Genomic DNA, 22,160 nt, shown 5'->3' with positions numbered 1-22,160 from the left:
TTGCCACCTTATGCTCCTCACTGCGACAGAAGTTCGTTGCTGTAGAAGGTCTCGGTCGGCTTCGCCTCGCCGATGTCCTCCACGCTGGCGATCAGCTTGAGCGCATCGGTGATCGCAGTCTCCTCGATCCAGCCGACAGGCTTGCCTTCCGGCTGCTCGATTGACACGGACGTCGCCTCGATCTGCTCCTGGATGACGCTGTCGGAGGGCCCGGCTTGCCAGACCGCCTTCAGCGCGGCCGTCGCCGCTTGCGGATCCTTTTTCGAATGCTCTATTCCCTGCCGGGTCGCGGCCAGGAATTCGCGCAGTTTCGCGGCGTTCTTCTCCACCGCCTCGGCACTGACGACGAGGGCCAGGCCCGGAACCTTGAGGCCGTATTCGGGCAGGTCGAGCGTCGCGAATTCCTCCGTCGCCTTTTCCTTGAGCACCGGAAGATCGCTGGTCCGGTAGACACCGACGACATCCACCTTCTTTTGAAGGAACTGCGGAATGCGCGTCTGCGCATCCATCTGGATCTTGTTGATCTTCCCGCAATCGATCTTGTTCTCGGCGCAGAACACGCCGAGATAGGCGGTGGAGGTTTCACCGACCGCGCTGGCGATCGACTTGCCTTCCATATCGGCGGGAACCTTGACCGGGTTGTCGGCGTGCGAGATGAGCACAACAGGTGCCGCCGGCTGGTAGAGCGCCACGATCTTGACGGGCATTCCCTTCTGGATCGCGGTCACGGCAAAAATGCCCGGAACGACGGCGATGTCCTCCTGACCCTGGATCAACGCCCCCAGTGCCGCCTGGGCGCCGGCGCCTTCGCCGAACCTCACGTTGAGGCCGGCCTTCTCGTAGAGACCCTCCTTCTGGGCCAGATAGAAGAAGCCATATTCGCCCTTCAGCTTCCAGCTGAAGCGGACATTGACGTCTTCCGCCATGGCGCCATGGACCGTCATGAGCGTGGTGAAAGCGGCTGTCGCGGCAATCGCCGCACCGCGAACAAAGGCATGAACGCGCAACATTCTCTCCTCCTCACGGACGCCCTCCAGCGTCTCTCTTTTCTGCACGAAAAGCTTTTCTTTCTCCCCGAACAGCGATCCGGGCCTCAAGCCCCAATCTCCATTCTTGATCTCATAGTGTGATCACATTTTATGATTGTCAAGCCAAGAATCGGAGTGAAGCGTCGGCCGCCGCCTGTGGCGATGGGAACCCCTATATTGGCGACGGCAGACTTTCGGAATCACTTGAGATCAGCCCGTGCACAGATTTGCGGGCTCACGATATCGTGAGCGCCCGCCCGCCTTGCAGGGCGGCTGGACACCCCCTGCAGCGTGTCGATTTCAGTCTGGCAGCGCCAGAATTTCGCGCAGCGAATTCTCGATGGCCGTCGCCGTGAGATCGCGCGCGATGAAGACCAGCCAACCGCGCCGCACGCCATCCGGCCAAGCGGGAAGGTATTCCGGGGGATAGACCACATGCTGGACCCCATGGATGACGACCGGGCGCGCGTCGCCCGCAACCGGCAGAAGGCCCTTAACCCGCAGGATCGACAGTCCTCGCTCGGAAAGCAGCAGTTCGAGCCAGTCGATGAATACCGGCCATTCGACCTCTTCGGGGACATCGACGGTGAAAGTCTCGATGCCCGCGCTGTGGCGCACGGCGCGTACTCCGAAGACCACTGCATGCCGGGGTTGAAGGCCCGCAGCCTGCTCGAAAATGTCACCGGTCTCCGGCATGCCGGCCTTGCCGGACACCAGGCGCCGCACGGCGGGATTGATCTTGCCGATCTCAAGTCCCAACGCATCGAGCCGCCATGGTTCCACCAGATCGGACTTCGTCACCACGATGCAATCGGCCAGCGCCACCTGCTGGGCGGCTTCCGCAAAGCCGGCGATGCTGCTGGTGCCGCTCACCCCGTCCACGGTCGTGACGACGGTCCCCGCACGGTAGCTGCGCCGCAATTGCAGATCGCTCATCACCGCCTGCATGATCGGAGCCGGGTCCGCCAGTCCCGTGGTTTCGATGACGACGCGCCGGAAAGGGGGTACTTGCCCGTGCCGCATCATCGCCGCCAGATCCGACAGGGTCGAAATCAGATCGTCGCGCACCGCGCAGCACAGGCACCCCGACGACAGCAGCACGGCGTCTTCCGAGACCTCCCGGACCAGAAGGTGGTCCAGCCCGACCTCGCCGAACTCGTTGATGACGACCGCTGTGTCGCTGAAGCCGGGATCGCCCAGCAGATGGCGCAGGAAGGTGGTCTTGCCGCTGCCCAGAAAACCCGTCAGGACATGGACCGGGATCCTGTCATCCATCGGGAGGGCGGCAGGCTGCATCTCAGCTCACCTCGAAGATCGCGTCGACCTCGACCGGCACGTTTCGCGGCAGCGAATAGCAGCCGATAGCGGCCCGGGCGTGGCGGCCGGCCTCGCCGAAAACCTCGACCATCAGGTCCGAAGCACCGTTGATGACCTTGGGGTGGTCGGTGAAATCCGGCTCGGCATTCACGAACCCGCCCAATCGCACCACGCCCACGACGCGATCCAGATCGCCGCCGAGCGCCTGTTTCAGCTGGGCGAGGATGTTGATCCCGCACAGGCGCGCGGCCGCCTGCCCTTCCTCGACGGAATAGGTCGAGCCCAGCTTGCCGGTGAACTTGTCCGTGCCGTCCTGCTGGGGCACCTGGCCGGAAATATAGAGCTGGGTGCCGAGGCGGCGCGCCGGCACGTAGTTTGCCGCTGGCGACCTCGTCTCCGGAAGGTCGATCCCCAGATCGATCAGCCTCGCCTCGATCTTTCCGCCCATTCCCCGTTCTCCCGTGATGCGTCAATAGTCGAATTGCAGTTCCGGCCCTTGCGAGAAGGGCAGCTCCAGGCCCTGCGGCCCGGCAACGCTGAGCAGTGCCTTGCAGGTCGTGCGTATGTCATGAACGATGCCCTTGCGGACCGCCGCCGGCTTTCCGTCTTTCAGCGCAGCTAGAATGTCGTCATGATCCGCCGCATTCCACGGCATGGAGGGAATCAGCAGCGACATATACATGGTCGGACCGAATTGCAGCCACAGCGACTCGATCAACGGCATCAGCACGTCGGAAGCCGCCGCTTCGTAGAGCGTGAAGTGGAACTTCTGGTTGGATGACAGGCAACCCAATATGTCGCGCTTGTCGATGGCGGTCAGCAATTGCGCGTTGATCTCGGTCAGTTCGCTGATGAGCGCGGGCGTGACATTCCTGGCGGCGCGCTCGGCGGCGGAGCCTTCCAGCATCTCGCGGATCGCAAAAAGATCGCTGAGCTTCTCCGGGCTCAGCTTCGGCACCCGCACGGAACCGCCCCTGGTCTCTTCAAGAGCATTGGCGGCGACGAGGCGGCTGAGCACCTCGCGCACCGGCATCGGGCTGGTGCCCAGTCCCGCCGCCAGCTTGCGCAGGCTCATCACCTGGCCGGGCAGGAAAGCTCCAACCATGAGGCCGCGCCGCATATAGCGAAGGACATGCTCATGCACGTGACCCCTTGCGGGCTTCGCTTCACCGTTCCCGTTGGTCTCGGCTTTGGTCATGTCGATCCGCATCCTGCCTTCCAGCTACCCGTCACTCAAGTTCGGTCCACTGCGGTTCCTCCGACCACGGCGCCCTGTCCGATCACCTTGCCGTCAGCTTATCTGTGATCTCATATTGTGATCAATAATTGATATTTCGACAAAGGGCAACCGCCGACTTCCCCCGCTTGTGGCCCGGTGGAACCTGTCTTTGTCCATAGCGGAGAAGAAGGTGACGGTCGCGCTCCTGGCGAACGGGCAGATAGGGAATGCAGCGGCGGCCGAGAGGGCAAATGGCAGCCGGCACGTCCTGTATAACAGGTGAGTGGCCGCTAAAGTGACAGGAACAAACGCCATCGGATCTTCCGGTTCCGGCTTCTTCCTTGCTGGCATTACTGTACAGGAGGACGGGATGTTCGCAACAACCGTCGGTTTCTTCGTGCCCGGGACGCCACCATCGACGCGCTGGCTGGTGGCCGCCGAACCCGGCGGCCACCAGCTGATCCGGGAGGGCCGGCGCCCGGCTCAGGCCTTGGCGCCGACCTCATAGAGCTCGACCTTGGTGCCGTCAGGATCGGCGATGTAGATCGTCAGCCCGTAAGGCCCGTCATGCAACTCGTTGTAGTAGCGCACCCCGGCCTTCTTGAGCCTGGCGTCCATGGCGCGGACATCGTTGACCTCGAAAGCGATATGGTCGAGCTGGCGATGATCGGCCGCCTTGCCATGGATCAGGGCGATGCCCTGATGGAAGGCCGTGAACGGGCGGCCATCGGCCAGCGGCTTGGCAGGACGGATCGTAAAGCCGAGCAGGTTGGTGTAGAAGTCCACCGACTTTTCGATGTCCTCCACCATGATGAGCTGGTGGCCGTAATTGGTCACCCGCGGCTTCACCTGCTCGCCGATCCAGTCGAGCACCTCGGAGGATTGCGCGATCTCGCAGAAATACTGCTTCCAGACTTGCTTGGCGGTCGCCTCCCAGTCGGCATTGACGCCCGAAACGCAATCGTCGACGGCGATGACGTCGAGGTCCCGCAAATAGGCCTCGCGGATCGAGGTCTCGACACAGGCATTGGTGGTCGCGCCGGTGACGAACAGGTGCTGGGTGCCGAGCATCTTCAGCATCATTTCCAGCCGCGTCTCGTAGAACGCACCGAAGCGGTGCTTGCGGATGACGAAAGCCGGGTCGAAATCGGCGAGCGGCTTCAACTCGTCGATGATCTGCTCGTCCCAGCTCCCGGCAAGGGCCGAAACCTGCTTGCGGCGGGCGGTGTGGCCAAGCAGCTTCTTCTTGGCACGGTTGTGGTCGATGGCGAAATGTTCCTGCATCGTCCAGATGACGGGAATGCCCACCTCCTGGCAGCGCCTGATCAGCCTGGCCAGCGGCGGCACGATCGAGGAAAGACGCTTGGTGTCGACGCCTGAAATGCCGAGCGTGCCCTTCTCGTGGATGAAGGCGTTTTGCAGGTCGATGACCAGCAGCGCGGACTTGCGGTAATCGAGAACGTCCAAGCTCATCACTTGTGCTCCACCATGTCGATGCCCAGCACGCCACCACGGCCCCAACTGTCCTTGGGCGTCTCATGGATCACGACATGCAGATGATCGGGCTTGCAGGCCGCTTCCTCAACCATCGCCTTGGTGATCGCCCTGACGAGGTTTCGCTTCTGCTCGACAGTGCGTCCCTCCCACATCTCTACGACGACGAACGGCATTATCGTTTCTCCTCACTTTCGGCGGCCTGCCGGCCGGACGCCCACACGGGCACGGCCGGCGCGAAGCCGCTCACCAGATCATTGCCGGCCCGGTCGCTGCCCGAGAGCAGCCACAGCGGCCGGTTGGAATAGTTGACCAGAACCTGTTCTTCCATGCAGGCCCGGTTGGCCGGATAGGCGGGGTCCCGCTCGAAACGGCTGGTCGCCGGCATCAGCCTGATCACGTAGAGGGGCTCCTGCGGATCGAAGCCGTCCAGCGTCGCGGGGCCGATCGCCTCGAGCCGCCCCGCCGTTACCGCCATACGAGCGGGGTCGACCAGCACGATGGCCCCGGCAAGCGGCATTACCGGCCAATAGCGCCCCTCCCTGCCCTGCCGTAGAAAGGCGGCATAGCGGGCGGCCTCCAGAAACAGTTCGCTGTCCCACAGGATGATGTCCAGGCCCAGAAGCCCGCGTGCCGCCTCGAGGACGGGCTCGCTTTCGCACAGGTCCAGAAACACCCAGGGGTCGGTGATGCCGATGCAATGTCCCCACGGATTGTGAATTCCCGACAGCCGTTCCTGACGGATACCGGCCCTGCCGGCAGCGATCTCCTCCACGGCCTCGCGCACCGAACGGCGCGCGGGCAGCAGCGGCATCCTGCCTGCTAGGTCGAGGCTGTCGGGCGCCGAGATCATGCAGGCACCGTCACGCAGCGGCCGCGTCCATAGTGACGTTCGGCCACCTCGCCGTTCTCATAGACCACCTCGCCACGCGCCACCGTCATCACCGGCCAGCCCTTCAGCTTCCAGCCTTCATAGATGCAGGTGCCCTTGCCGGTGTGCTCCACGGTCCGCTCCTCGTCGAGATCGACGAGGACGAGGTCGGCGTCGAAGCCGACATCGATATGCCCCTTGCGCGGCCACAGGCCAAAGCGGCGCGCCGGATTGAACGAATTCAGCTCGACCAGCCGCGACAAAGGCAGGCCGCGCTGATGGACGCCGAAATGCAGCATCAGCGATAGCTCCCACGGGAAACTGACGACGCCGGGGAATTCCGTCCATAGGTCTTCGAGCTTCTTGGGCAGGAAGGGCACATGGTCGGTGCCCAGGCTGTAGACCGAGCCATTCAGCATGCCTTCCCACAGGCCCTCCAGCTCGTTGCGGTCGCGCAACGGCGGCGAGATCTTGGCGCGCATGTCCAGATCCTCGTCGTAGCAGGTGCGGGTCAGATAATGCGGACAGGTTTCGACGGTGACATGCACGCCCCGCGCCTGCGCCTCCGCCGCCAGCACCGGCCCCATTCCCACCGACGTATGCACGAGATGCAGCGAACAGCCGGTTTTCTCGGCGAGGAAGATCATGCGCCGGATGGTCTCGACCTCGCAGAAGGCCGGCCGCGATTCCGTATAGGCGCCGAGGTCCTGACGGCCGGTCGCGGCGATCTCCTTCTTGATCCACGAGGCGATCTGGGTGTTCTCGCAATGCACGTTGATGACACCACCGGGAACCTTCGACAGGATGCGCATGGCGGCATAGACCCAGCCATCGGTCGCAGGCACGATGCCGATGGGATTGTCCGGCTCATAGCCGAAATAGCATTTGAACGACTTCACCCCGGTCCTGGCGATGATCTCGGGAATCTCGGCGATATGCTCCTCGCGCTGGATGCCGAAGTGGAACCCGAAATCGATGACCGCATTCTCCTCGCCGAGCGCCTTCCGCTCCTCGTAGAAGGGCAGGTAGGATTCCTTGAGGTTGCGGATGTAGAGCAGGGCGGTGGTGACGCCGCCCGACGCGGCGGCCGCGGTTTCGGTGCGCATGTCCTCGGGATAGGGGAATTTAACGCCCAGATGGCAATGCGGATCGATCAGGCCCGGCATCAGCACCCGGCCCTCGGCGTCGATGACGCGGGTAGCGTCCGGCAACACCTCGTCGGCGCCGGTCAGCACGACCCTGCCGTCCTTGACCGCCACGCCGCCGTGGAACTCGCCGTCGTGGCGAACCACGCGCGCGTTCTTGATGACCAGATCCGCCTTCATTGCTTCTGCTCCAATATGTCTTCGATACGCCTGCTGATTCCGGTCCACTGGCTGCGGCCGACGGTGATCGGGGCGCGGGCTCCCATGCCGCGTGCCCACACCGTCTTCAGCCCAAGCTCGTCGGCCGCATCGCGGTCGATGGTGCCGGGGGGCGCCGCGACGTCGACCAGCAGCGCATGGGCGGGCAGGAGCGCAAGCTGTTCCCGCTCCAGCAGCCGCTTGGGCACGCTGCCGATGACGATATCCATGCGCGGCAGATAGTCCGGCAACTGCTCCAGCGTCAGGGAGTCCGCCCCTGCGGCATAGGCAGCCGCCCGCTGCACGGGGTTGCGCGCCGCGACGTGGACATGGGCGCCCAGCGAAACCAGCGTGTTGGTCAGCAACGACCCGATTGTGCCCTGGCCGACCAGCATCACGTTCGACTTGTGGATGGTGATCTGGGTGTTCTCGATGATGACCTTGAGCACCCCTTCGACGATCGCCGGCCCGCGCAGCAGCATCAGGTCGACATCCCATTCATATTCATGCAGCGTGATGCCCAGCGCCTCGCAATGCGCCTTCAGGTTGGCATCCGCCCAGCCGAGAATGATGTGGGCGGGCCTGTTCATCCCCTCCAGCATCTCCCGCGCGGGAATGATCTTGTGCGGACAGGTGGGCGCGAACAATGCGCCTTCCGCTGTGATCCCGGGGATAGGGAACAAAGCGATATCGGCACCCTTCAATGCGTCGGCGGCATCCTTGGCATGATAGACGCCTTCAATGCCCTGTTCGGGCCAGGGAAAGCCATAGGCCCGAACGGCGGCGCCGGCACGGACGGCGCAGCGTGCAATCTCCTGTTCGCGGGCATCTCCCGCGACGACTGCGATGACCGTATCCTGCCAGCTCATGACGCCCTCACCTTGTCGAGAAGCTGATCCCTGGACATGCCTGCAATGCCCATCGCCTCGGCGGTGCGGCCACCCTTACGGTAGTCGGTGCCGACGGCGATCTGCGCCAGACCGTAGAGCGAACGCGCAACCGGCGTATCGATGCCCGCAATGGCGGCGAATTCGAGGAACGGCAGGAGCCCGTGCCCGAAATCCTCCTTGTAGTAGCGGTCCTCCAGAGAAACCGGGCCACTGATCTTCCTGTTGGCCTCGCCGCCGGCAATGGCGGCGCGGAAATCGTCGGTGTCGGTGACATCGGCCTCGACCGTGCCGAGCAGCTTCATTTCCTCCACCAGATTCGGAAGGGCGTGGCCGAAGGCGCTCGCCACAGCCCGGCGTTCATCGTCAAGCTGCCTCATGACGCGGGCGACGCCCGGCGTCATGGCATCGACATAGAAGGTGAAATCCCCTCCCGTCGCCTCGACCCATGCAGCCGACAACACTGCTCCGGGAGGATGAAGGATCATGTTCACGTTGGAGAGATCGGAGGCGATCACGTCGGCAACCGGCTTTACGCCGGGATAGAGCGCCGCCGCGATGTCCAGCGCCTCCTTTCCGCCGCCCAGCGCCGCCGCCTTGAGCTCCCTGGCGCGACCGCTGACGGTAACGCCATTGGGACGGTATTTGCGCGCTACATAGGAAAGGGTCGAGAACTCGACCACCGGTGGAGCCACATCACCGGCTTTTGTGAAAGCTTCCGCGAATTCAAGCGCGCCGCCGGTGTGCCCCGGATTGAGGATGACCAGCCGATCGGACGGCCAGCCCGCATCCGCCAGGGCCCGGGCAATCGCTCCATGCGAGAAGGTCGGCAGCACCACGACGCCAACGTCCACGCCATCGATCGCCGCCTTGAGGTCGGTCGTGATCAGGGACGGCCGGGCCACCCCTTCGCCGAGCTTGCCGTCGTAAGCCACGCCACCGAGCTCGACGTGCGGCGCGAGCGTTTCAGCCGACCTCGCCCAGAAATGCACGTCATGACCGGCCTGAACCAGCTCGGCAACCGATGCCGCCCCGCCTGCTCCCGCGCCCAATACCGCAACTTTCATTCGCTCCTCCGACTGCCGTGAATGCGGCAGCATGCACCGCACGACCTCATGCGAAAGACCCGGGCTCTCCTCCCCGGACCCTCTGCGCCAATTGGCTAGCATCAATCAGTTTGATCACACTTTATGATCACAAATGGAATTGTCAAGCGGAAGAATCGGCACTTTGCCATCCCATCGGCCGCATGAAACCCGCAGTTTCTAGGTCCGGGAAAGCATGGCGCTCACCCCTCCCCAGGCACGGTTCAAGAGGCTGCGCCCCAGACCTGCACCGATGGAAAATTTCCCATCGAGAGGATTTCGCGCCTGCGCAATCGCCGGGGACGGAAGACGGAACATGGCATGGCAGACCGGGCAAAGGCCATCGCGACCCCGCCGATCTCCCGTCATGCTTTCCGGATGCGGCTCCGACAGGAAAGGGTCAAACCGCGCCGGCCATCAATTGCCTTCATCGTAGAGCGTTGTGGTCGTCTCCACGTCCTCTTCATGCAGGCCGGCACGAACGACGGCCGCGGCGGCCAGTTCACGCGCCTTGCGGCGGATTTCCACTTCGTCCACGCCCTGTATCTTGCCATCCGCGTAGAGTGCCCTGCCGTTGACCCAGGTCTGGGTGACCGAAGCGGTGGAGGCCGAGAACACCAGTGCCTGCAGCGGATCGTAGAACGGCGTCCATTCGACATGATCCAGATCGAAGAGAATGAAGTCGGCCTTCTTGCCGATTTCCAGCGAACCGATCTCGTCGTCCCACATCAGCGCGCGCGCGCCGTCGATCGTTGCGGCGCGCAGAGCCTGCCGGGCGGTGAACACGTCGGGCTTGAGGCGCGCATCCTTGAACATGCCCGCCACCATGAGCATCTGCCGCATCAGGTTCATGTTGCCGGCGGCCGAAACGCCGTCGGTGCCCAGGCCGACCTTGACGCCGGCCTTCACCATTTCCGGATATTTGCCGATGGCCGTCGCGCCCTTGCCGAGCTTGAAGGACGAGCAGGGGCAGAAGGCCACGCTGGCGCCGCGCTCGGCCAGAAGCCGGACCTCTTCATCCGACACCGCCGCACCGTGGGCGATGACCAGATTCTTGCGGATGCCGCCCGCCCTGTCGACACGGGTCACCGGCCAGCAGCCATATTTGCTTTCGCAAACCTTGGCCTCCTCGATCGAGGTCGCAAGGTGATAGGTGGTGCCGACACCGAGCTTCTCGGCCAGGGCCACCGCGCCCACATGCAGTTCCAGGCTGCACGGCTCCTTGCCCTCGATGTTGACCCAGCAACGCGCCCGGCCATCCAGCGAATTGTTGTAGCGCAGGACGCAGTCCTCCAGCACCTTCAGTGCCGTCTCGGCATCGGGAAAGAAGTGATGCTCGGCCATCTCCTGCGTCCAGCCGCGCGGCAATTCCGCCGGCGGGTTGTCGGCGGCGTGGCGTCCGGTAACCCCGCGGATGCCGGTCTTCTCCATGGCACGGATGACGATGCCCGGGTCGTATTGCGAACCCATGTCCAGAAAGCATGTGGTGCCGCAGCGAAGCATCTCGGTAATGCCGAGCAGCGCGCCCCAATATTCGTCTTCCTCGGTGATGTGCGCGTAGAAGGGCTTCGCCCAGTGGAACACCCAGGCCCGGGTCGTCAGATTGTCAGGAAAGACCGCACGCGACAAAGTCTCGGAAAGATGCACATGGCTGTCGACGAAGCCCGGACACATGCCGAGCATCGTGCCGTCGATCACCTTGTCGAAGCTCTTGCCCTTGTGCCGGTCGCTCACTTCCCGCGCCGGCCCGATATCGGCAATGCGATCGTCTTCCACCACCACACTGGCATTGCGCAGCACCGTGTCGTCCTTGTCGACAGTGAAGGCAAAGTTCAAATTCTCGATCAGCGTGCGCATGCAACTCCACCCAATGCTCTGGCCACGGACCCTCCTGATCGCTTCACCGGTCCGTGGCGGTGGGCGATGCCCTGTCAGGCGCCGGGATCACAAGGCATCCCGGCGCTTTGCGTAAGCCGTGCCGTTCAGGCGACGGCCTTCACCTTGTCGCCCCGCTTGGCTGTGCCGCAGACGATCAACCTGTCGGTGTCGGCATAGTCGGACAACAGCTCCGAGCCGTTCGAGGTCACCAGCAGCATGTCCTTGTTCTGCATGCCGAATCCATGGCCGGTATCGTAGCAGAGTGGCTCGAAGCCGAGCACCATGTTCTCCTCCAGCGGCGCATCGCTGCCGGGCTTGCCCAGCACCGGCGTCAGGCCGAGATAGGGGTCCTCGTGCAGATGCAGACCGATGCCATGGCCGACGAAGGAGATCGGCGGCAGATCGAGCCTGGCCAGCTTGGCGATGAAGGCGTCATAGATCTCGCGGCAGCTCGCGCCCGGCTTCACCTTCTCCATGATCTCGTATTTGCACTCGACCAGATGGGCCCAGATCTTCTCGGCCATGGGCGGTGCCTCGCCGACGACCGCCGTCCGGCACACACCGGCCTGATAGCCGTTGATGACGGAAAAGATCTCGACGCGGCAGACATCGCCCTTCTTCAGCTTGCGGTCGGACGGACCGACATTGGGCAGCATGCTGCGCTCGCCGGTGGCGACGATCAGCAGCTTGAAGTGCTCGGCGCCCAGCGAATAGACATTGCGGGTCAGGTGCCCGGCGATGTCCATCTCGGAATCGCCGGCATCGACAACCGCCAAAGTGTCGGTGATCGCCTGGTCGGCAATGCGCGAAAGCTTCCTCAGAAGCGCGATCTCCTCCACCGTCTTGATCTGGCGCAGGCGGGCGAGGATCGGCTCGGCGTGCTCGAAACGGGCGCCCGGCATCGCAGCGATGAGGCGGGCGAGGTCGCCGGCCGGCAGGTAGTCCATTTCGAGGCCGATGCGCGCCTTGGCGAGGCCGAGCCCGGAAAGCTGGTCGGCCAGGACCAGCATGGGATCGTCGGAGAACTCGGCCCAGATGCGGGAGGGTACGTCGGGCAGGCGGCGCCTGATCGTCGATGCCTCCATGTCCACGCCGAAGATCGCGGTACGGCCGTCCGCCGTGACGATGGTCATGGCGTGACGGTGGCGGATCAGGGGCTGCGACGGCACCACGAAGCCGGCCGTGTAGGCGAAGTTCTCCGGCGACGAGCAGATGATGGCGTCGAGCCCATGCTGCGCCATTGCCTTGACCTGCTTCGCGACGATTTCTGCCCGCATGATTGTTCCTCTCCTCGTTGATTTTCTTGCCGGGATTTTCTTGCCGGCGGTCAGTCCCGCACCCGGTATTTCTCGACCTTGGCAAGGTCGACATCGATGCCCATGCCCGGTCCGGCGGGCACGACGATCGCCCCGTCGACAAACTGCATCGGCTCGACCAGAAGATCGTCCTTGTAGTAGATGCCGCCGACCTGGCCGTGCTGTGCTTCGGCCGGCGTCGACACCGGGATGACGCAGGACAGCGTCACGGCCGGCGAAGCGGCCGCGAGCTGCACATTGGCGAGATTGCCGATACCGGTTTCGATGGAGCCGTTGACGTTGCAGATGATGCCGGCCGCCCGGCAGACGGCCCCGACCTCCATCGCCTTGTAGAGCCCGCCGGCCTTGGTGGTGTAGATCGAGACGATCTGGATGCCGCCGTTGCGGATGATCTGGATCGAGTCATGCGCATTCCAGGCGGACTCGTCCGCCATCACCGGCGCATCGATGCGGCGGCCGACCTCGGCGATGCGCTCGATGCCCATCACCGGCTGCTCGACATATTTCAACCGGTTCTTTTCCATCCGGCGAACGGTCTGGACCGCCTCGCCCGGCGTCTTGTAACCCTCATTCGCGTCGACGCAGATCTCGACGGCATCGCCGGCCACCTCGCGCACCGCATCGACCATGGTGACGTCGCGCTGCGGATCGACGCCGATCTTGACCTTGATGGTCTTCACCCCTTCCTGGACGAGCTTCGCAACCTCCCCCCGTGCCTCCTCGACCGAAATCAGGCCGATCGAATGGGTGACCGGCACGCGCTCGCGCGCCTTGCCGCCGAGCAACGTGTGGACGGGCACGCCGAGCCAACGACCAGCAAGATCGTAGGCAGCGAATTCCACCGCCGCCTTCGAATAGGGATAGCCCTTGATGATGGCGTCCATGCGCGCATGCAGCTCGGCGAAGTTGCCGAGTTCGACACCGACCACTGCCGGCGCGAGATAGGTATCGATGACGGCGCGGGTGATGAGCGCGGATTCGCCAAAATAGCGGCCGAACTCGCCGCCCCAGTCCTTGAGCGCCGGCGCCTCGCCCCAGCCGACGCGGCCGTCGCTGTCGGTCATCTTGACCATGACATAACGGCCGATGACTTCGGTCAGCCCCGCCCATTTGTGCTCACGGCGCGTGGGCAACTGAACGATCAGCGTTTCGATGGACTTGATTACAGGCACTGTCCCCACCTTCTCCTTGCCGCCGGCAAAACGTGACTCTATGATGCGATCATCTATTGTGATCACACTTTATGATCATAATTTTAAATGTCAAGCACAGGCGCCGCAGCAGGGAGACGGGACGTGATTGTCGAAACGACGAACTATTTCGCCAGTGAGGGCAAGGCCGCGGCGGTGCTGGAACAGCGCCGCCGCGCGACGTCGATCAGGCTGGCACTTGGCCTGCCGCCGGGCCGGATATTGGTGAAGCTGACTGGTGACGGGCCCGACGTGCGCTGGGAGTGCACATTCGCGTCGATGCAGGCCTATGAGGCGGACATGGAGGCGCGGGCTTCCTCACCGGAATTCGCGGCCGCCCGCAACGCGATGCACACATTGCTCTCGCGATTTGAACGGCACCTCAGCGCCGAGGACGACAAGCCCGCCGCGACATGATGGAACGTGCATACGGCGCCGGCAAAGCGTACAGGCGACGCCCAAAGCATTCGGCGTCGCCGGGTTCCCGACCTCTTCCCCTGATGGACCGGATCACGCGAACCATCATCAGGTCCGGCAACTCATCTGCCTTGCAGCAAGAAAGGCAGGACATGCCCCAGAAAATCGTCGGGCGCCACCTGCGAGCAGGAATGGGCGCCGTAGTCCAGCAAGGCCAGTCGCGCATCGGGAATGAGCTGCGCCAGTTCCTTCGACAGATGCGGCGGGGTCAGGAAATCGTCCTTGGCGCAGATGACCAGCGTGGGCGCGCTTATCCGCGCGGCCGAGGCCCGCCGGTCGAACGCCACGATCATGTCGATGCGCTGCGCAATGATCGTCGGATCGCCGGCAGCGGCATTGGACGAGCCGATCATGGCCGACAGAGCATCGGCATTCTCGCTGATCCAGCGCGGCGGGTAGAGGAACAACGGCGTGGCGGCATTGTAGGCCTCCACGCCCGCGCGTTCGAGCAAGGTCTTGCGGGTGGCGAAACATTGCCGGAAGTGGTTGTCCGGCCCGGCCCAGCCGGCAAACAACACCAGGCCTTCGAGGGCCTGCGGGCGCTCGGCGGCAAGCACCTGTCCGGCCGCCGCGCCGGTCGAGTGGCCGATGTAGCGATAGCGCCCATGGCCGAGATGGTTCATCAGCGCATCGATATCCGCCGCCAGGGCCTCGACGCTGTGCCGCTGCCGGCGCGATGATGACTTGCCGGTCCCGATGTGGTCATGCTGAACGACCGTGAAATGGCGGGACAGCGCCGGCACGATGTTGTTCCAGTAGCTGCCGGCACCTCCAAGGCCCGACGCCAGCGCCAGCGGCGGCCCTTCACCGCTGACTTCATAGTGGATTTGCCCGTCCGGCCGCTCCAGGAAAGCCATGCCCCTGCTCCTCCGATAATGTGCTCAACGGCGGCCGCGCGCGTCCACCGGCCAGATTTCGGCCAGCGCGTCCTGCCGCACGCAATGGAATGCGTCGTAGAGAACGACCGTCGGGTCACAGTGCGGAATCACGCATTCGAGGCGGTCGCCCAGCTTTGGCTGCACCATGCCCGCCCCGAGCCGCACCCTGCCATGTTCGTCGCCGCTATATTCATAGGCGGCACCCGAAAGGCCGGGCGTGGCGATGCGCGGCTTGGGCCCGTTCAGCGCGAAGGATTTGGTTCCGGCATCGGTGGTGACGGTGCCGGCCACATTGATGCTGGTGACGGCCGTCTGCACGAACAGCGCGTTCTCGAACGGCCAGTCGCTTCCATCTTCATAGGTGATGTCCTGATATTCGGCATCCATGAAGACGTAGGACCCGGCCTGGATTTCCGTGAACGGCCCCTCGATGCCGTCGATGGCGTGGGTGCCGGTGCCGCCTCCGGTGATAATTTCAGGCGGCATGCCGATTGAAGTCAGCCGCGCGACGATGTCGCGGATGAACCCATGAGCACGACGACACAGATCGAGGCGCGCGCCATGGTCCGCCGAGTGCTGGAGGTGCCCGCCATAGGCCTGCACGCCGGCAAAGCGCAGCGACGGGCAAGCGGCAATGGCGCGGGCCAGAGCCTCGGCCGCGTCGACGCTCAGCACTCCGGTGCGGCCGAAACCCAGTTCGACGTCGACCAGCACGGAAGCGGTGACGCCGGCCCGTTCCGCGGCGGCCGCCAGGGCACCGGCATTGTCGGCATTGTCCACCACGATCATGGTATCGGGGGCGCCGCCGACAAGCTCGATGAACCGGGAAACCTTCATCGCCGTGGTCACCGGCGAGGTGACAAGGATGCCGGAAATCCCGTTTGCCGCCATGACCTCGGCTTCGTCGAGCGTCGCACAGCAGATGCCGACGGCGCCGGCTTCGATCTGGGCCCTGGCGATGCGCACGCATTTGTGTGACTTGGCGTGCGGCCGCAGCCTGCGCCCGAAGCCGCGCATCGCTTCGGCCATGCGGTGGATGTTGCGCTCCAGCGCATTGAGGTCCAGCACCAGCGCGGGCGTGTTCAGCTCGTAGCGCGAACCCTGGCCGCCCATCCGATAGCCGAGAGGGGGAAGTCGTGTCGTCATGCTCTTTCAGCCTTTCAGATTGGCCACGAACCACACCATGAGGCGGACGCCGAGCGCGAAATCGTCGAACTCCATCGCTTCCTGCGGATTGTGGCTGCCCTTGTCGTTGCGCACGAAGATCATGGCCGAGGGCACGCCCGCGGCGGCGAAATCACCGGCATCATGCCCGGCCCCGCTGGCGATCGGCATGGCCGGGATCGACAGGCGTTCGCAGCCCTGCGATAGCAGGCCCTGGAAATCCGGGTTCATGGCGGCGGGCGCATCGCCGGTGAAGCTGTCGCAGGTGAAGGTGACGCCACGACGAGAGGCAATTTCATCCATGGCCTGCCGCAGCGCGGCTTCGACGCGCCGCAGCACAGCTTGCGCGTGGCTGCGGGCATCGAACGAGAACACCACCTCGCCCGGCACGGTGGTCACGGCATGGGCGTTCGGGTCGGTCGAGAAGCGGCCGAAGGTAGTCACCAGGTCACCGCCTTCCTCGTCCTCGATCACCCGCCACAACTCATCGATGCGGCCGACCAGTTCGGAAACCGCGAACACGGCATCGCGGCGCAGGGCGCGCGGCGCGGTGCCGGAATGCGCGTATTCACCCACGCATGTCGCCTTGCGGCAGCGAAGGTTGCCGCGAATGCCGGTGACGATGCCGAGCGGCAACGCCCGGCTGACCAGCAACGGTCCCTGTTCGATATGCAGTTCGAGATAACCGCGCAGGCGGGCCGGGTCGACGAGCGCGGCGCCGTTGCGCAAGCGACCGACATCGGCGCCGGCCTGCCGCATGTGTTCGGCCAGGCTGAGGCCGCTATCGCTGCGCCGCGCCTCGTCGAGAATGCGCGGATCGAGCGTGCCGAGCATGGCGCGGCTGCCGATGTGCTGGGCTCCGAACCAGGCGCTTTCCTCGGCCCGGATGGCAATCAGCACGATGTCGCGCGGGGGACGGACGCCGGCAGCCCGGTATGCCGCCAGACAGGCAAGGCCGGCAAGCACGCCCGCCAGTCCGTCGAAATTGCCGCCTTGCGGAACGGCATCGAGATGCGACCCGATGACCAGGGGCGGCAAATCGGGATCGTCGCCCCGCAGCGTCATCGACAGATTGAGGGCCGCATCCACCGCGATGTCCAGGTCGAGGTCGCGAGCCGCGGCAGCGACGAGATCGTGCGCCGTCTGCTCACCCTCGCCATAGGCGGCGCGCGTGAAGCCGACACCGTCGAAGGTGCGCGTTCCGATGGTGTCGAACAATTGCCGGGCAAGCGCCAGAGCTGCCTCGATCGAGCTTTCGCCAGGCATCATGACCGCTATTCCCGCACGGACGCCGAGAGATACCAGTCCAGAAGCTGGCTGCCGTTCATGAAGACGGTATCGCTGCGCGCCGCCAGCGTATCGATGATCTCGGCCAGGAAATTGATGCGGTGGGCCACGCCCGACAGGTGCGGATGCAGGGGAATGGTCAGCACGCGCGGCTGCTCGTGCCGGTCGATCTCGCGCGCGAAGGTGCGGATCGTCTCCAACATGCGCAGCCGCATCTCGGAGGACGACTGCTTCTCGATCGCGTAGACGACGCTGTCGTTGAGATCGAGCCCGTAGGGCAGCGACACCACCGGCCCGTTCCTGGTGACGAGCCGCGTCGGAATGTCGTCGATCACCCATTGGCAGACATATTCGATGCCGTTGTCGCTCAGATGGTCGAGCGTCTCGAAGGTTTCCGACCAGCCGGGGCTCATCCAGCCGCGCGGGCGCTTGCCGGTGAACGCTTCGAGCCGGTCGAGGGCGGCGCGGATCAGATCGCCCTCATTGGTCTCGGCGCTGAGGGCACGCTGATGCATGCCGTGACCGACGAATTCCCAGCCGGCGTCGAGCACCTGCCGCGCCAGTTCCAGATAGACGTCGATGACGCTGGCATTGATGCTGGCGCTGACCGGCAGCCGGCGGTCGCCGAACAGTTCGAGCAGGCGCGGCATGCCGCAGCGATTGCCATATTCCGACCAGCAGAAATTCGGCAGGTCGGGCACGTGGGAACGGCCATGCGGCGGGATGACGATGGTGCGCGGCGTCAACTGGTCATAGGGCCAGTATTCGATATTGACCACGACATGGATGATGAAGGGCTTGCCGTCGGGCGGCGTGAGCCTGGGCTGCATGCTGGACAAGGTGAAGGGTGCGCGGGGGTTCGACGCGTGCAACATGCTTGGCTCCCTAGGCTGTGATGGCGGGATCGACCGGTTCGGCGGTCAGCGTCCGGTAATGCTCGCAGATATGGCCGCGATAGCGCCTGGTCCGATCGCGGTTGGCGGGATCGGCGGGAAGGCGTGCCGAAGCGGCAGCGGCGGCGGCCTGTGCCTCCAGGTCCTCGATGGCCGCATCGGCATGGCGGCCGTCGCGGTAGAGAACACGCCCCTCGACCATGGTCAGGCGGGCGTCGACGCCCTGCCCCCGCGCCAGGAAGGCGTCGACCAGCGGCATATCGGGATCGAGATAGGGACGGCAGGTGCGTCGCAGCGAAAAGGCGGCCATGTCGGCCCGCATGCCGACTTCCAGCCTGCCGATCTCGCCGCCGAATTGCGCGGCAATGGCGCCGTTGACGGTTGCCATCGCCAACAGGTCGTCGACAGCCGGCGGCGGCGGACCGTTCCAATCGGGCTCGCGCGCCAGATTGCCGGCCAGCCGCAGTTCCGCCAGCAGGTCCTCGTCGTCGGCCATGGAGCAATTGTCGGTGCCGACGGCCACTCTCACGCCCCGCTGCAAATACCGTGCCAGCGGCGCGATGCCGTTGCGCATGCGGATATTGCAGCCGGGATTGCGCACGACGGTGGCACCGGTGCGGGCCAGCACCTCCATCTCCGCGTCGTCCACCCACACGCCATGGGCAACGACCGTGCGGGGGGTCATGGCTCCCAGTTTCTCCAGATGGGCAAAAACCCCCTCCGGGAACAGCCCGGCGGCGGCATGTTTCTGCGCCGGCGACTCCAGCGCGTGCAGATGCATGCCGAGATCGTTGTCGCGCGCATCACGGGCCAGCACCCGCCACAATTCGTCGGAAACCCACTGCGGGCCGGCCGGGCCATAGCACAGGCGGATCAGGGGATGGCCGGCGAATTCCGCCCCCAGGCGCCGCATCAGCGCGATCGTCGTCGCGCCGTCACCGGCATAGGCGGGTGCCGCCGGCCGGGATATCCATTCGCGCAGATCGTCGGGCAGGCCGGCCATGAAGCACGCTTCATGCGGCGGATAGACCGTGACGCCCCTGTCCATGGCACCGATGCACATCGTGGCGCGCAGCCCCACGGCCTCATAGGCGCGAAGCTGGTCGCGTACTTCCTGCTCGTAATTGCCGGTGCCGTAAGTGTAGTTCGCGTGGATGGTGGTGGTGACGCCGTTGGCGACCATGCGCGCCGCAGCCAGACGGGTGACGGCATGCCCGTCAAGCAGGCCCCGCGCGCGGCGCCCGGCAATCCACGGCTCAAGGAAATCGTCGGGATAGCCGAGCTGGATCTGGCTCAGTCCCCTGCCGTGCTGATGTGCGTTGACCAGGCCCGGCATCAGCAGACAACCCGGCAATTCGATCACCTTTGCAGCAGGCCAGTTCCGCCGCATCTCGCTGCCCGGCCCGAGCCCCGCAATGCGTCCGTCGACGACCGCCACGGCGGTGTCGCGGCGCAGGCTGGCGGCCTCCGGCCCGGGCAGCACATAGTCGGCTTCAAGGATGATGGGACTGCTGCTCATGTCGTTGCCTAACTGAGTTGGGCCTATTCGGGCTGGCCGTTCGATCCCTCGCCGTCGGATGCGACGAAGCGGCGGATCGCCAGACGGATATTGTCGATGTGAGCATGCAGGATCTGGACGGCCTGCTCGGCATCGCGCCGGCGGCACGCGGCCAGAAGCTCACGGTGATCGTTGTTCGAGTCCTTCTGCCGGTCGATCATCCCCATATGCAGGCGAACATAACGATCGACATGCAGATAGAGGTTTCCGAGGATCTGGAGCGACAGTTCGCGGCCCGATGCACGGTAGAGCGCGCGATGCAGTTCCCAGTTGATGTCGCCGAGGTCACCGGTGTCGGCGGCCTCGAATTTCTCGATGATGGCCTCCACCGCGGCCATGTCGGCGGCCGTCATGCGCGGCACCGCATAGCGCAGCAGGTCCGGCTCGATGGACAGCCGCAACTGGAAGATCTCCTCGATCTTCTCGGCGCTCATCTCGGATACGAAGACGCCGCGGCGGGGATGCGTGGTGACAAATCCGCCAGCATCGAGCTTGGCCAGCGCCTCGCGCAGAGGAATCTTGCTGATGCCGAATTTCTGGGCGATGCGTTCCTGCCGCAGCGGCATCCCTTGCGGAAGGTCGCCGCGCACGATGGCATCCTGCAACAGCTCCACGATAGCATCGACGGTGGATGGCGGCCGGCGCATCGACCAATCAACAGCTATATGGTCAAGCTCTCCGTCCGGATTTGTAAGAGGGACAATCATGAATTCTTGTATCCTTCTTCAATTTTCTTTCGAAGCACGCCGCAGAGTTCATTGAATTCCACGGTCTCCTGTATTTTCATATTACGCGGACGCGGGAAATCCACCCGCACATCGTAGCACACGGTGGACGGCCGGCGGCTCATCACCAGAATGCGATCCGAGAGGAATACCGCTTCGCGGATGCTGTGGGTGATGAAAATCGCCGTCTTGTGGAACCTGTCCCAGATGTCCGCCAGGGCGACATTCATATCGTCGCGCGAGATGGCGTCGAGGGCGCTGAAAGGCTCGTCCATCAGCAGCAGGGCCGGATCGTTGATCAGCCCCCGGCAGATCGCGACGCGCTGGCGCATGCCGCCCGAAAGCTCGCTCGGGCGCTTGTTGCGGAACTCCCACAACCCGACCAGTTCGAGCAGTTCGCGGGCACGCTCCCGGTATTTGGTCGTGGACCCGTCCCGCAGCCGGATAGGAAAGAGCACGTTGTCCAACACATTGTTCCAGGGCAGGAGCGTTGCATCCTGGAAAACATAACCCAGATCGGCGCGCGGGGCGACAACCGGTTCTCCGCCGATCACGATGCTGCCCGAACTGATGGACTCCAGCCCGCCCATCATCATCATCAGCGTGCTCTTGCCGCAGCCGCTCGGGCCGAGGATGGAGACGAAGTCGCCGGAGGTGATGTCGAAATCGACCTTGCTCACCGCCTCGATGTCCCCGGACGCCGTGTGATAGATCTTGCGGACGTTCGAGACGTAGATGTAGGGATGGGCTGCGTCGATCTGCATACCCTCGACCTTGGCTATGGGGATGGCTTGCGTGGCTTGCATGGTCATGGCTGGCCCTTTCCGGTCGATGCGGCATCGAGCGCCGCGCAGACATCGGCAGTCGAGGCGACCCATCCAAGGAAACGCTCGACGTTGAAAACGGTGGCATCGAAGATCGAACGATCGCCGGCCTGAAGGGTGGCGTCGGCGACCATGATGGCGAAGAATTCCCGGTGATAGGCGTCGCGGATGGTCGATTCGACGCACACATTGGTGTTCACGCCCGTCACCAGCAGGCGCGAGATGCCGCGCCCGCGCAGCACGTTTTCCAGGTTGGTGCCGGCAAAGGAGCTGTAGCGCGACTTGTGGATCACGATATCCTCGGACTGCGGGGCCAGTTCCTCAACGAAGGCGTAGTCCCAGGTGCCCCTGGTGATGAGCTTGTGGCCCGGGTTCGCGCGCATATACTTCAGCGGGTTCGATTTGTGGTAGACCGGCGCGCTTTCCGGGCCGGCCTCCTTCTTGTCGTCGTCGAAGCCGTTCTGCATGTAGATGATGGTGAGACCCGCCGCGCGCGCGCTGGCCACCGTCCTGCGCACGGCCTCGATGACGCGCGGCGATTCCGACACGTCGAAGCCGACCAGATCGAGATAGCCGCCCTTGGAAAGATAGGCGTTTTGCATGTCGATGACGATCAGGGCGGTTTCGGCCGGGTCGATCTCGATCGGCTCGGGCCTGGCCGGGATGGCTGTTGTCCGGCCGGGATTCTTGCGGGCGAGGGAAACGGTCATTTTTCTGTTTTCCTTG

Annotated in this window: 22 protein-coding genes; 1 reads left to right on the top strand and 21 read right to left on the bottom strand. The window is 64.3% G+C overall.

The genetic code is table 11. From position 1 onward, the window contains the following. Positions 1–17: 17 nt before the first annotated feature. The 13 genes from ACVCNR_RS12100 to ACVCNR_RS12040 all read right to left on the bottom strand — a co-directional run bounded on the left by ACVCNR_RS12100 (position 18) and on the right by ACVCNR_RS12040 (position 13,610). Complete coding sequence (locus ACVCNR_RS12100; protein ID WP_354199743.1) at positions 18–1,010, bottom strand: ABC transporter substrate-binding protein; 993 nt, start codon at positions 1,008–1,010, stop codon at positions 18–20. Between the two features lie 318 nt (positions 1,011–1,328). Continuing rightward, positions 1,329–2,324 carry a CobW family GTP-binding protein gene (locus tag ACVCNR_RS12095; protein WP_447074984.1) on the bottom strand — a complete coding sequence of 332 codons (996 nt, stop codon included), beginning with the start codon at positions 2,322–2,324 and terminating at the stop codon, positions 1,329–1,331. A gap of 1 nt (position 2,325) precedes the next feature. Beyond that, positions 2,326–2,793, bottom strand: a complete 468-nt coding sequence (locus tag ACVCNR_RS12090) for a RidA family protein (protein WP_354199741.1) — start codon at positions 2,791–2,793, stop codon at positions 2,326–2,328. 21 nt (positions 2,794–2,814) lie between these two features. After that, positions 2,815–3,543 carry a GntR family transcriptional regulator gene (locus ACVCNR_RS12085; RefSeq protein ID WP_354199740.1) on the bottom strand — a complete coding sequence of 243 codons (729 nt, stop codon included), beginning with the start codon at positions 3,541–3,543 and terminating at the stop codon, positions 2,815–2,817. Between the two features lie 504 nt (positions 3,544–4,047). Continuing rightward, positions 4,048–5,037 carry an isochorismatase family protein gene (locus ACVCNR_RS12080; protein ID WP_354199739.1) on the bottom strand — a complete coding sequence of 330 codons (990 nt, stop codon included), beginning with the start codon at positions 5,035–5,037 and terminating at the stop codon, positions 4,048–4,050. Next, positions 5,037–5,234, bottom strand: a complete 198-nt coding sequence (gene thmT / locus ACVCNR_RS12075; RefSeq protein WP_354199738.1) for a 2-hydroxymuconate tautomerase — start codon at positions 5,232–5,234, stop codon at positions 5,037–5,039. Before thmT ends, ACVCNR_RS12080 begins: the two co-directional genes overlap by 1 nt. Continuing rightward, positions 5,234–5,911: a resolvase gene (locus tag ACVCNR_RS12070; RefSeq protein ID WP_354199737.1), complete on the bottom strand. Its 678-nt coding sequence runs from the start codon at positions 5,909–5,911 to the stop codon at positions 5,234–5,236. The genes thmT and ACVCNR_RS12070 overlap by 1 nt, the downstream gene beginning before the upstream one ends. Further along, positions 5,908–7,254 (bottom strand): dihydroorotase, encoded by a 1,347-nt coding sequence (locus ACVCNR_RS12065; protein WP_354199736.1) that lies wholly within the window; start codon positions 7,252–7,254, stop codon positions 5,908–5,910. Before ACVCNR_RS12065 ends, ACVCNR_RS12070 begins: the two co-directional genes overlap by 4 nt. Next, the gene (locus ACVCNR_RS12060) at positions 7,251–8,141 is read right to left on the bottom strand and encodes a dipicolinate synthase subunit DpsA (RefSeq protein WP_447074982.1); all 891 of its coding nucleotides are present in this window, start codon (positions 8,139–8,141) and stop codon (positions 7,251–7,253) included. Before ACVCNR_RS12060 ends, ACVCNR_RS12065 begins: the two co-directional genes overlap by 4 nt. Then, positions 8,138–9,226 carry an NAD/NADP octopine/nopaline dehydrogenase family protein gene (locus ACVCNR_RS12055; RefSeq protein WP_447074980.1) on the bottom strand — a complete coding sequence of 363 codons (1,089 nt, stop codon included), beginning with the start codon at positions 9,224–9,226 and terminating at the stop codon, positions 8,138–8,140. Before ACVCNR_RS12055 ends, ACVCNR_RS12060 begins: the two co-directional genes overlap by 4 nt. 435 nt (positions 9,227–9,661) lie before the next feature. Beyond that, the gene (locus tag ACVCNR_RS12050) at positions 9,662–11,101 is read right to left on the bottom strand and encodes an amidohydrolase family protein (protein WP_447074978.1); all 1,440 of its coding nucleotides are present in this window, start codon (positions 11,099–11,101) and stop codon (positions 9,662–9,664) included. A 125-nt stretch (positions 11,102–11,226) separates the two neighbouring features. After that, positions 11,227–12,399, bottom strand: coding sequence for a M24 family metallopeptidase (locus ACVCNR_RS12045; protein WP_354199732.1), 1,173 nt, complete (start codon positions 12,397–12,399; stop codon positions 11,227–11,229). Positions 12,400–12,449: 50 nt separating this feature from the next. Continuing rightward, positions 12,450–13,610 carry a mandelate racemase/muconate lactonizing enzyme family protein gene (locus ACVCNR_RS12040; RefSeq protein ID WP_354199731.1) on the bottom strand — a complete coding sequence of 387 codons (1,161 nt, stop codon included), beginning with the start codon at positions 13,608–13,610 and terminating at the stop codon, positions 12,450–12,452. A 123-nt stretch (positions 13,611–13,733) separates the two neighbouring features. On the opposite strand from ACVCNR_RS12040, the gene ACVCNR_RS12035 reads away from it, so the two are divergent. Next, on the top strand, positions 13,734–14,045 hold the full coding sequence (locus tag ACVCNR_RS12035) for a hypothetical protein (RefSeq protein ID WP_354199730.1): 312 nt from the start codon (positions 13,734–13,736) through the stop codon (positions 14,043–14,045). Positions 14,046–14,167: 122 nt separating this feature from the next. On the opposite strand, the gene ACVCNR_RS12030 is transcribed toward ACVCNR_RS12035, so the two are convergent. The 8 genes from ACVCNR_RS12030 to ACVCNR_RS11995 are packed head-to-tail and all read right to left on the bottom strand — an operon-like array spanning position 14,168 to position 22,144. Further along, positions 14,168–14,962 (bottom strand): alpha/beta fold hydrolase, encoded by a 795-nt coding sequence (locus ACVCNR_RS12030; protein ID WP_354199729.1) that lies wholly within the window; start codon positions 14,960–14,962, stop codon positions 14,168–14,170. Between the two features lie 24 nt (positions 14,963–14,986). Then, complete coding sequence (locus ACVCNR_RS12025) at positions 14,987–16,129, bottom strand: DSD1 family PLP-dependent enzyme (protein ID WP_447074976.1); 1,143 nt, start codon at positions 16,127–16,129, stop codon at positions 14,987–14,989. A 6-nt stretch (positions 16,130–16,135) separates the two neighbouring features. Further along, positions 16,136–17,416 carry a hydantoinase/carbamoylase family amidase gene (locus tag ACVCNR_RS12020; protein ID WP_447074974.1) on the bottom strand — a complete coding sequence of 427 codons (1,281 nt, stop codon included), beginning with the start codon at positions 17,414–17,416 and terminating at the stop codon, positions 16,136–16,138. Between the two features lie 5 nt (positions 17,417–17,421). Continuing rightward, on the bottom strand, positions 17,422–18,309 hold the full coding sequence (locus ACVCNR_RS12015) for a polysaccharide deacetylase family protein (protein WP_447074973.1): 888 nt from the start codon (positions 18,307–18,309) through the stop codon (positions 17,422–17,424). A gap of 10 nt (positions 18,310–18,319) precedes the next feature. Beyond that, a complete protein-coding gene (locus ACVCNR_RS12010) occupies positions 18,320–19,846 on the bottom strand; it encodes an amidohydrolase family protein (protein ID WP_447074972.1) in 1,527 nt (508 codons plus the stop codon). Between the two features lie 23 nt (positions 19,847–19,869). After that, positions 19,870–20,532, bottom strand: coding sequence for a GntR family transcriptional regulator (locus ACVCNR_RS12005; RefSeq protein ID WP_354199724.1), 663 nt, complete (start codon positions 20,530–20,532; stop codon positions 19,870–19,872). Positions 20,533–20,588: 56 nt separating this feature from the next. Then, positions 20,589–21,422 carry an ABC transporter ATP-binding protein gene (locus tag ACVCNR_RS12000; protein ID WP_447074970.1) on the bottom strand — a complete coding sequence of 278 codons (834 nt, stop codon included), beginning with the start codon at positions 21,420–21,422 and terminating at the stop codon, positions 20,589–20,591. Further along, positions 21,419–22,144, bottom strand: coding sequence for a cysteine hydrolase family protein (locus ACVCNR_RS11995; protein ID WP_447074969.1), 726 nt, complete (start codon positions 22,142–22,144; stop codon positions 21,419–21,421). Before ACVCNR_RS11995 ends, ACVCNR_RS12000 begins: the two co-directional genes overlap by 4 nt. Positions 22,145–22,160 lie beyond the last annotated feature (16 nt).

This window comes from Aquamicrobium terrae (genome assembly GCF_052978165.1).
The sequence above is the reverse complement of the archived record's forward strand: the minus strand, read 5'-3'. Positions and strand labels throughout refer to the sequence as shown.